Annotated in this window: 5 protein-coding genes; all 5 read left to right on the top strand. The window is 39.4% G+C overall.

Going from position 1 to position 10,810, the window contains the following annotated elements; genetic code table 11:
* The first annotated feature begins 573 nt into the window (after positions 1-573).
* Positions 574-1,542, top strand: a complete 969-nt coding sequence (locus OQX63_RS11385) for a pyocin knob domain-containing protein (RefSeq protein ID WP_265850990.1) — start codon at positions 574-576, stop codon at positions 1,540-1,542.
* A 13-nt stretch (positions 1,543-1,555) separates the two neighbouring features.
* On the top strand, positions 1,556-2,164 hold the full coding sequence (locus OQX63_RS11380) for a hypothetical protein (RefSeq protein WP_265850989.1): 609 nt from the start codon (positions 1,556-1,558) through the stop codon (positions 2,162-2,164).
* 130 nt (positions 2,165-2,294) lie between these two features.
* Positions 2,295-6,530 (top strand): RHS repeat domain-containing protein, encoded by a 4,236-nt coding sequence (locus tag OQX63_RS11375; protein WP_265850988.1) that lies wholly within the window; start codon positions 2,295-2,297, stop codon positions 6,528-6,530.
* Between the two features lie 38 nt (positions 6,531-6,568).
* Complete coding sequence (locus tag OQX63_RS11370; RefSeq protein WP_265850987.1) at positions 6,569-10,039, top strand: RHS repeat domain-containing protein; 3,471 nt, start codon at positions 6,569-6,571, stop codon at positions 10,037-10,039.
* 11 nt (positions 10,040-10,050) lie between these two features.
* Positions 10,051-10,386 (top strand): hypothetical protein, encoded by a 336-nt coding sequence (locus OQX63_RS11365; protein ID WP_132399221.1) that lies wholly within the window; start codon positions 10,051-10,053, stop codon positions 10,384-10,386.
* Positions 10,387-10,810: the final 424 nt, after the last annotated feature.

Here is a 10,810-nt window from a genome sequence, read left to right as displayed (position 1 = left end):
AGAATTGATCAGGCAGAAATAGGACTCTTCATTATATTTTTCTACTCTCTTTAATAGTCTTTTTTCAGTTTGTCACTTCGAACCCCTGGAATTTCACTCGAAAAGCATCGTTCGTCAAAAAGATTTTACTTTTTCACTTTGATATAATAACTTAGCAGAAACTTAATAAACGATCTCATGCTAAATTACAATCATAAAGCGCTATTTGGCTTTTCTACATTTTTCTTGCCTAAGAGTTTCTTCAGAAATTCTGCCAATATGAATATTCAAATCAATTCATATGAATTGGAGGTGAGCACTAACCCTATCCTTTCCAAAGTAATAACCAGAACTTATTAGATAGCATCAGAAGATTCAGATTCATTCTTTTGCACATATAATATGTTAGGGTCGTAATCTTTCTGAATACTAAATATTATCAGCACTTTATAGTATCTGCATTGGCTATGGATGCGTATGAGCAATCTTCGTCGTTTGCAGGCCGAAGATGGCAAAATCCTTTTGCAGATGGTTATAAACTGAAAGCCATAGAAATGCTTGAAAGTTTATCAAAAAAACTAAGACAAAATAATAATGAAACCTCTCTACAACTTTTTAAAGCATAAGCAGAAACACATTTTGCTGATCTCTTCACTCCTGTTTAGCAGTTATGTTTCCCGGGCCCAGTTGGATAATGTTTCACTGGAAGGGCAAAATCTTGATGCGATTACACCTGTTGGTAAACTTGTGATTGGAAACGGCGCTGGTATGGCAAATGCGCCTTTTGGCAGCAGTAACTGGTGGCATGTGCTCTCTTTCCGGCATCACAACCCTGGTAATAACTTTATCACGCAAATCAGCGGTGAATTTTTCGGTAACCGCCTCGCTTTCCGTAATACGCAGAGTACCACCAATAGCCCATGGAATGAAATTTACCATAGTGGTAACCTCAACTCCATCCAACATAGTTTTACCAGTAAGGATATAACACTTAATGGTATTTTGATGGCTTACAATAAAGATAATACTACTGCCACATCGGATAATGTAAAACTATGGGCTGATGGTCAAAATGCCTATCTGGAAGGAAATGGGGAGGAGAGTGGGTTCATCATCCGGTCCAATGGTGGCCATAAGATCTTGCTCATGGATCAGGTAGGGATTGGAACGGCATCGCCAAAGGAGATGTTATCTGTAAACGGCAACATCCGCGCCAAGGAAGTTAAGGTGGAAACCAGCAACTGGCCGGATTACGTTTTTGAGAAAGGTTATCAGCTTCCTGATCTGGGGGAAACCGAAAATTACATCAATACCCATAAACACCTGCCTGGTGTGCCTGCCTCCGCAGCCGTAGAAAAGGAAGGGGTTTCATTGGGTGAAATGAATAAGGTGTTACTGAAAAAGATTGAGGAGCTGACTTTATATCTGATAGACCAGCATCAATCCATTAAGCAACAACAGGACCAACTCCAAATACAAAATCGAACAATCCAGGATTTAAGAGAAGAAATGGATCAGCTGAAAAAAAATAGTATCAAACAGAAGAAAAATAAATTAAACTAAAATCTGAATGCTCTTGAAAATCAAACAACTATTTCTTTTAGTTCTGCTTTTATTGATGCAGCACTTTGCAAAAGCACAGCCACAACCTAAAGTACCAGTATCGCCAGAGGCTGCCGCTCTTACTAAAATGGTTAACTACCCCGTCAATTTTAATACGGGGATCCCGGATATTGCGGTTCCCTTATATACCGTTCAGGCGGGGAATCTGAGTTTGCCCATCAAGCTCAGCTACCATGCCGGTGGTTTCAAAATCCACGAACGCACAACCCGCTCCGGTATGGGCTGGTCGCTCAGTTCTGATATACAAATTACAAGAATTGTTAATGGGGTTGATGATATCGGACGTGTTGGTTACGTCAAAAACAATAAGATAAGAGTATATATATGGGGCGAGGAGCAATACCGATATCCTATCAACGTGGGAAACAATCTAGATTGTCATAAAATTGCTGAAGGTCAATTGGATGGTATGCCGGATAAGTTTAACTATAAATTGCTGAATAAATCAGGGTCTTTCTATTTCCTTAAGGATGGCTCTGGTAATATTTATAGTATTGTTCCTGTACCGTTCGATAATATCAGGATTCTTTTTTCTGAAGGAGAATTTTACCCTTGTGGATAATGATGGTACAACTTACTATTTTGGCAGTAAAGGTGCAATGTATGCGTCTGCCCTGGCGATTTCCCTGATAACTATGCCTTATCTTTGGTTATATATACATTTATTTTAATCTTTTAACTTCTCAAACCCAATGAAATTCAATTTTAATTTATTCCTTCCATATGGAAGCACCAGGTTTTCCAATATTTTGTTTGATGGGTATCCAACTCTTTTTATTTCAGGCTTAACTAAGATTTATAATTTAATGAGTAGAGTATTCTTTGTTCTTATTGCAATGATTATTTGCAATACTTCGATGGCACAAAATATCACACCGAGCACAAATGCTATGGCAAGTAGTGAGGTTGGAAAGGGGACTTCTGTAGATTACGCCACTGGGGTGATGACATACCGAATCCCTCTGATGAAAAAAAGCGATGGCGATGGACCAGAAATCAACTTAGGTATATCTTATTCTGCGAAGGGTATTAAAACTGAACAAAATCCTTCCGTAGTAGGCCTTGGGTGGGCTCTTACCGGAACTGGCGCAGTCTATCGTAGTATTCGCGGTTTGGTAGACGATAGCCCATGGGGGGGATCAGTATATCAACCTATACCTACTGACCCGTCATTATTGCCGGATTTTAAAAATAAAGTCAACAGCGGAGAGCGAGATGGAGAATCGGATATCTTTACACTAAATTATGCCGAAGGCGGGCTAAATGTTCAGTTTATTCTTGAAACCATTCCTGTGGAACAAGGCATGCCGATCAAAATAAAGGCAGTTCCATTGGAAAAAACCGATGTTAAAATAAATATCATACAAAGCGATATAACTGGTGAAATTAGTGGATTTCACGTAACAAATACACAAGGGGATGTATTTAAATTTATGGAAATAGAAGAGCTTGGTGCTTACGTCCAACCTGGTGGCGGTGGCCTTAGCTATACGGCAAGACAAGCTCCAAACGCATGGTACCTGACAGAAATTATAAGCCATATTGGCGAAGCTGTAAGATTTGAATACCTTCCAGACGTTAGTTCAGAGAGTCGGTCTTTAACCGGGCAAACCGCAATTGTATATGGGCAAACATGGAAGGAGCTAGGCAAAGCGCCATTGATAACAGAAAAAATAAATAATCGCATTAAACAGTTAAATTTAGATGTCCAGGCACGTTATGCGCTGGAACAACAGATGGCTACACTTCAGGCTAGTATTGAAAATGAAGAGCGAAGCTTAAAAATGATGGGCTATGGTCCATCCATCGAGCCGCTTTCAGATGCTGAGGTTGTTGAGCTTGCATCAAAATTTAACAATTCTTCCGTTGCTCAAATGAATGTCTATGCCATTGCAAGGTATGATGCTGAAATACAAAGGCTGATTAAATCCATTCCTGAGAGAAACTATACTGTTTATTCTGATCCCATTATACAAAATTTGTTGGTTCAATTATATCAGACCTATTCATTTAGGGAAACATCTGCTTCATCTTTGCCTACACTTATTTTTACGCAGGTAAAATTATTGAAACGCATTCTGTTGAGAAATTCTACCATCAACTTCAACTACGAAACATCGATGCGTGGATTGTTTGACAGACAGTTAAAGACTTTTTTAAAGGAGATTACGGTTGGATATGGAACCTCTACAATAGCAAGTACAGTTAAATTCGAATATTCGCCCGAAATTCTTGGATTTTCTAACCCTTTTCTCAAAGCTGTGCAAATAAAAGGTTCAGATCCATCTGATCTGGAAGGACGCTATACTTTTGAATATTTCAATGAAGATCAAATTGTTAGACCAGAACAAAAGGATTTCTGGGGATTTTATAATGGAGAACCAACACTCGAAGAATATTCAGGCTTAATACCTTCCGAATTAAGTTATGCTTCACGGCCCTTGTCGCCTGTTGCTGAACTTCTCTCTTCATCTCCCAATTTCTCTTATGTTCGCTCTTCAGAACTTACTTTCAATTCCAGAACGCCTGTTCCGGAAAAGACAGTGCATTGGAGTTTAAAATCAGTCAAGCTACCCGAGGGCGGCGAGCACGAATTTGAGTATGAAAATAATACGGTGTCCGGTCGCGTTCTCGCAGGAGGATTGAGGATAAAAAAAATAACAGCTCATGACGGACTGGGTCATCAGTATGTAAAGCGTTATAAATACGAATTTATTTCTCCTGGTGGTGGTACATCATCTGGAAACATGGAAAGCATGGGATTCTATGTAAAACGGGGCTATCAATCGATGACGTTAAAGGTTGATTATCCCAATTCGTTCCCAAGTGATATTGTCATCTCTTCAGATCCTTATGATTTTAGCGGTCAGCTTCAAAGTGCCGGTAATGAAGATGTGTTCTATAGCTATGTTGAGGAATCAACTGAAGGGCTGGGGAGAACAGGGTATCGCTATCTGAAATTTAGCCCTTCTGGTCGTGACTATCCCTTCTGGCTGGAAAGATTGTTGTTAGCAAAAGCTGATTATGATGAAAACGGAAAGTTGAAACGGGTAGAAAGGTTTAAATACCAGGCAGATGAAAATGATGTCACACCTTTTATCGGGTTAGTCAGCGAAGGCTATTATAGCCGCTTTTTCTTTGCCAGCCCGTATAGGTTTAATGGATTGAGAACGCAATACCGTGCTTTTCCTTATAAAGCACTGCCATATAGTATGGATATGTATCCTCCTATTACTTTCGGCACGACCACCTTTTCTTTTGAAGACTTATATCTTTACAATATGGCTCCAAGGCTTGCCATTACCAATTTGCCTACAGAATACGTTTTTAGGACTGGGGGGCAAGTTGTGCTAAAGGAAAAAGAAACCTGGTCTTCAGAACAGCGTCTGACTGAGGGTGGGGAGGCTATTCCTAATGGACCAAACTTTGCCGCATACGATGTCAATTGGCTATTTACAAATAATTATGGATCAGGTTCGTGGAACAAAGAAATCTTACATTATGACAATCCATCACATACTTATGCAACACGTGTAGAAATTATTGGAGCCGGTGGGGAACGGAATTTGGTTAAAACTAAATATGTAGCAGATTATAATCATGGTGTTGCATCATTTATAGATGCGCAGCAATCATCCAATCGTTTAAAAGACGTAATTGAACAACAGCGGTGGGTATTCAGTCCGGCAGAATCATTATGGCGGCTGGCGAGCGGGAAGTTGCAGGATTTTGTATCTGTTAACTCTATGACCGATGGAGCGGTCAATGTAAATTGCATTTTGCCTGCAAACACTTACGAAACAGAACTTGATCAAGCTCTTCTTCCGGGTTCACCTGGATGGTCAGAAGAAATGAGCTCCAGTCCACCTTATCAAACCTTATTTCACGAAGGGCATAACGTATATAAGCTCTCTACACAGACCAGTTGGAAAGCTTATCGCTGGGGTATGCAGAAGTCAGGAGTTACCACTCATAATGGCCTTGTAAAGCAATCGTTTGCATCCGATTATTATAGTAATCTGGTTGTTAAGGGAGCCAGCGGAGCTGAAATTTTTAAGCTGCCCGATTATGGAGGGATTTCGATCCGAAAACCTGCTGTGTATCCAAATATTAATTTTAGTTCTAATGCGTATGATAATATAGGATACATAAAGGATTTGAGGGCAAGATTAATGCAAGTCAGGGACGAGGGATATGGCATTTATGATGATCCTGTATATATGTTGACCAACAATATTACTCTCGTGTTAGAAAAATTTTTAAGTTACGAGACATTTTTAGATATTAAATCTCGCTTTGTTGCCGCAATCAATGCTGTTCCTGCTGCAAATATCCCAGGTTATGATCAGGACTTTTCCCCATACCTCACCTTTCAGGAACTTAAAAATTTCTCTCAGGCATTGCAAAGTTATACGATAAACGAAGCGTCCTATAGGCAGTTTTTTGGAAACAGAACTTACATCGTGGCTCCAAATGGACAATTTGAAATCAGAATGAGTTTGTCTGCTTATCAACAGAATCATAAGCGCCTGCAATTCACATCATTAAATGATTTTTCCTGCAACTATAAAGTTGTATATAATGGAGGTGCAGAGCAAAATTTAAGTACGCATAATACAGAAACAAAAAATGATATTAGGAGGGGCTTTCTGGATCTTAATGATCTGCCAAACTCGGCTGCTGCAACGGAACTGGTTTTTACGTTCAGTTCGCAAACTTCAAATCAGCAGTTCTTTATTATTCCAGAGGGATGTGAATTTAAGATGTCCTCGTATAACGATAATGGTTTATTGGTTAAGGTGATTGATGATAAAGGAGAGGCGGTAAATTATTATTATGATACCCGGGATCGATTAAGTTACGAGACAAATAAAAAAGGTGAGGTCACCAGGTCATACAAGTACAATCAGGCAACAGCTACAAATTGATAGACAATAATCGATAGATATTAAAATAAGTTAACGCTATGAAAAAGTTTCACCGGTTATTCATTCTTCAGGATAACTCCCGGGCATTTGCACTCAAAATTTGCCTTTTACTTTGTTTTTGCTGGGGTGCTGGTATTGCTCAGCCGAGTCAAAACCGCAATTATACTTTAGAAACAATTGTCAAAGTGCCAGGTAAGTCTCATCCTGTCAACCTGGAGTCTCTGCCAGTTGGTGATATAAATCGCAACATACAATATACTGATGGCTTGGGAAGGCCACTACAAAGCATATCATGGAAGGGCAGTGCAGGTGCAAACCATGATATTGTATCGCCAGTTGTTTATGATATCAATGGAAGGGAAACTATGCGATATCTTCCCTATGCAAGTGCTTCATCCAATACCGAGTATAATGTTAATGCAATAGCAGATCAGAATACTTTTTATAACATTCCCCCTTCAGGAATAAGTATAAACCGATATCCGTATTCGCAGGACCGTATCGAAGCTTCGGCTATATCCAGGCCACTGGAACGTGGTTTTCCAGGATCTGCCTGGCAATTAAGTAATAGTGGAATAAGTGGATCTGGCCATACTGCTAAATTAGAATATACAGTAAACAGATCTACCGATGGACCAGCAGTTGTTTTATATAGGGCGAATCCGGTAAGTACTACTGGACAAACCCATCACAGAACACTTTCTAACGGAGGAAATTTCGCGGATGGTGAGTTGTATGTTGGGATTATTAAAGATGAGAATTGGATTAATGGTAAAGCAGGTACGAAATGGGAATATAAAGATAAGCAAGGCAGGATTGTTTTAATTCGTGTTTGGGAGACAGAAGCTTCATGTTTGTCTACTTATTATGTTTATGACTTACAAGGGCATCTTAGTTTCGTATTACCGCCTGGGACATTGCCAGATGGGGGATCGGTAAATGCAAATGCGTTGGAAAATTACGGCTATCAGTATCGGTACGATGGTAGAAACCGGCTGATAGAAAAGCGCCTGCCTGGTAAAGATTGGGAATGGATTATTTATGGAAAGCGTGATGAAGTGCTCATGGTTCAGGATGCCGTGCAACGGATTCAAAACAAATGGATATTCGATAAATATGACGAAAAGGGAAGAAAAGTAATTACAGGGGAATTGAGTTCTACGTTAGATCGGACAGCGATACAGGCGGAAGTAAATAGCTACACGGGTACGGCCTGGGAGAAGTATACAGGCATAGGAACTTATGGTTATGATAATGCTAGTTATCCGCAAAATTTCAGCAAAGTATATGCGGTTAATTATTATGACCGATACGACTTCACAGGAAATACCTTCGGACTGCCTGGCAGTGGTCAGCGTGCAGATGCATTTGGCTTTCAAACAGGCGGTCTGGTTAACGTGTTGGGCAGTACTACGATGTTGCTCAACGTAAGTTATTATGATGATAAAGGCAGATTGATACAGCAGAAAGCACAAAACCATTTAGGAGGGACAGATGTAAATGAACTCACTTATAATTTTTCTAATAATATCACCACAAGCAATAGAACGCATGTTGCTAACGGTGTTACGACAACGATTATGGAAAATTATATATATGACCACATGGGTAGGAAGCTGAGTACCGTTCAGAGTATTAATGGTGCCACACCCGTTGTGCTTTCTGAATTGGTATATAATGACTTGGGGCAATTAATTACAAAGAGGTTACATTCAGTTACTGGAGTTGCGGAAGGAACCATTCAAAGTGACATTACTTTGAACAGTGCAGATATAGTTAACGCTGGTCAGCAGCGTACGGTTACAGCGAGTAATAGTATTACCCTTAGCGATGGTTTTGCGGCAAAAGAGGGTTCCGTATTTAAAGCCAGTATTAGTGCAGAAGCTTTTCTGCAAACCACTAATTATACTTATAATGAGCGGGGATGGATGAAAAGTGCAAAAGCCCCACAGTTCAGTATGGAGCTGGAATATAACGATAGCACTTTGCCGCAGTTCAATGGTAATATTTCCGGTCAGAGTTATACCAACGGTGCATCAAATGCTTTCAGCTATACCTACGACAAGCTGAACAGACTGACAAATTCTACAGCAGGAAATAACCTCGGAGAAGCCATTGCTTATGATGTAATGGGTAATATTACCAGTTTAACCCGTGATAATTTTGGCACGAATAATTATACGGTTTACGAAGGCAACAGGCTTAAAACGATCAGCGGCTTTACCAATAGCAATTATGATTATGATGCCAATGGCAACCTGAAAAGTGACAGTCAAAAAAATATTACCTTAGGTTACAATTTCCTCAACCTGCCACAAACAGTAAGTGGTAGCCAGAACCTGAGCTATACTTATAGCGCTGCGGGTACAAAGCTGAAAAAACAGAATGGGGGCACCGTAATTGATTATGTAGACGGCATCCAGTACAGCAATGGCAGTATAGACTTTATCCAGACCGAAGAAGGGATTGCCCGCAGAAGTGGAAACAATTACAGTTATGAGTATAACCTGAGCGACCATTTGGGCAATGTGCGGGTAACTTTTTACAAAAACCCGAATACTAACCAACTGGAGGTACTACAACGTGATGATTATTATGCCTTTGGTTTAAGAAAGGAACCAGTTGCAAAAGCTGGGCTTAACAAGTATCTTTATAATGGCAAGGAGTTGCAGGAGGAGTTGGGTCAGCTGGATTACGGAGCAAGGTTCTATGACCCGGTGATTGGAAGGTGGAATACTGTGGATCCGTTGGCGGAGAAGATGAGGAGGCATTCGCCATATAATTATGGATTTAATAATCCGATTAGATTTTTGGATGCAGATGGAAGAGAACCTATACCGAGTCAAGCCGGGGTGATATTAGGGTTTATAAGGTTTCTAAATAATACTCGGTCCAAGATGGGAACTTTAACTGGTTCTCAAGGTCACGATGCTATGATGCGTTTAGGTAAAACCGAAATGAACTGGGCGCATCTTAGACCTGAACCTATGACAACAAATCCTTTTAATACAAGTCGAGACAAATATATCTATACTACAAAAGGAGGCTGGTTAGATATGGCTCATTTTATGTTCTATGCAGGGAAAGCTTATGATTATAAACAGCAAAAAGAAACTGCACAAAAAGCCATTTCTGAAATTTCAAAAGCAGGAGGATATGCGGGGATGGGGATGAGTGCAGACTTGACAAAAACAGCCGATATAAATCCTGTAGCAGAGGCTATGCAAGACGGGTATCGCCAAGAGATGTCAGATAGGCTTGTCGCCGGACACTCGGCCTATAGTTATGAGGATTTGCCTAGTGATAAATTAGGAGCTGAATTTGGAGCAAACTATTATAATTCAAATAGCAAATTATCTTTAGGAGAACAATTGTTAAATTATGTTAATTCTTTAGGGGCGACAGATCCTAAAAAGGCACCTAATTATAAAAATTTACCTAAAGACGATTCAAAATTAGATAGTCCTACTGAAACTAATCATACAGCTAAACCTATGTACACTCAATAAAACTCTTACAAATGAAAAAAAATATTTTATTAACAATAGTGATTATTACGAGTTTATTGTTTGGTTTTTGGTTCTTTTGTTTAAAAGATAAAAGAAAAGAAGAATTAATGATTAAAGGGAATGAGTTAATAGAAAAAGTTGAAAAATATAAAACTATAAATCACAAACTACCAGACTCTTTATTTGATTTAGGAATCAAAGAAAATGAAATAACAGAGTCACAATTTAGTTACGAAAAAAAAGACAGTACCCATTATTTTATCTGGTTGGGAATATCATCAGAAGAGTCTAAATTTTATTATTCTGACACTAAAAAATGGGAAAATATTTATAGAGAAATGAAATAATAACACAATCGTCAAATTCCTAACTGGTTTTAGCGTCTGGCTAAGACCAAAATGTAACTTGCATAACAAAGCCCAGCAGTTCAATATTGCCGGGCTTTATTGTTTCTGAAGTAGTTAGAGTTTAATAAGCCTGGCTTTGATGGCCTTCGCTGGCGCACGCGTGCCGAGTGTGAGAAACGGATTACATCAAAGCCCGGCAGTTTAAAAACTGTTGGGCTTTGTTATTTCTGTAGGAGCTGGGTTTAATTAGCCAACTAGTCTTAGCGTCTCGCTAAGACCAAACGTAACTTATATCACAAAGCTTATCGTTTTAAAAATTAGTGGGCTTTTTTATTTCAAGAGGCATAAGTTTAAGGAGTCAGGCTTTGAGGACCCTATGGTTCTGGAGTGTAGTTTGGCAAGCGCTGTAACCTCAGTAACCTTG

The organism is Pedobacter sp. PF22-3, from assembly GCF_026239555.1.
Taxonomy (GTDB): domain Bacteria; phylum Bacteroidota; class Bacteroidia; order Sphingobacteriales; family Sphingobacteriaceae; genus Pedobacter.
This window is presented reverse-complemented; position numbering and strand designations above follow the sequence as displayed.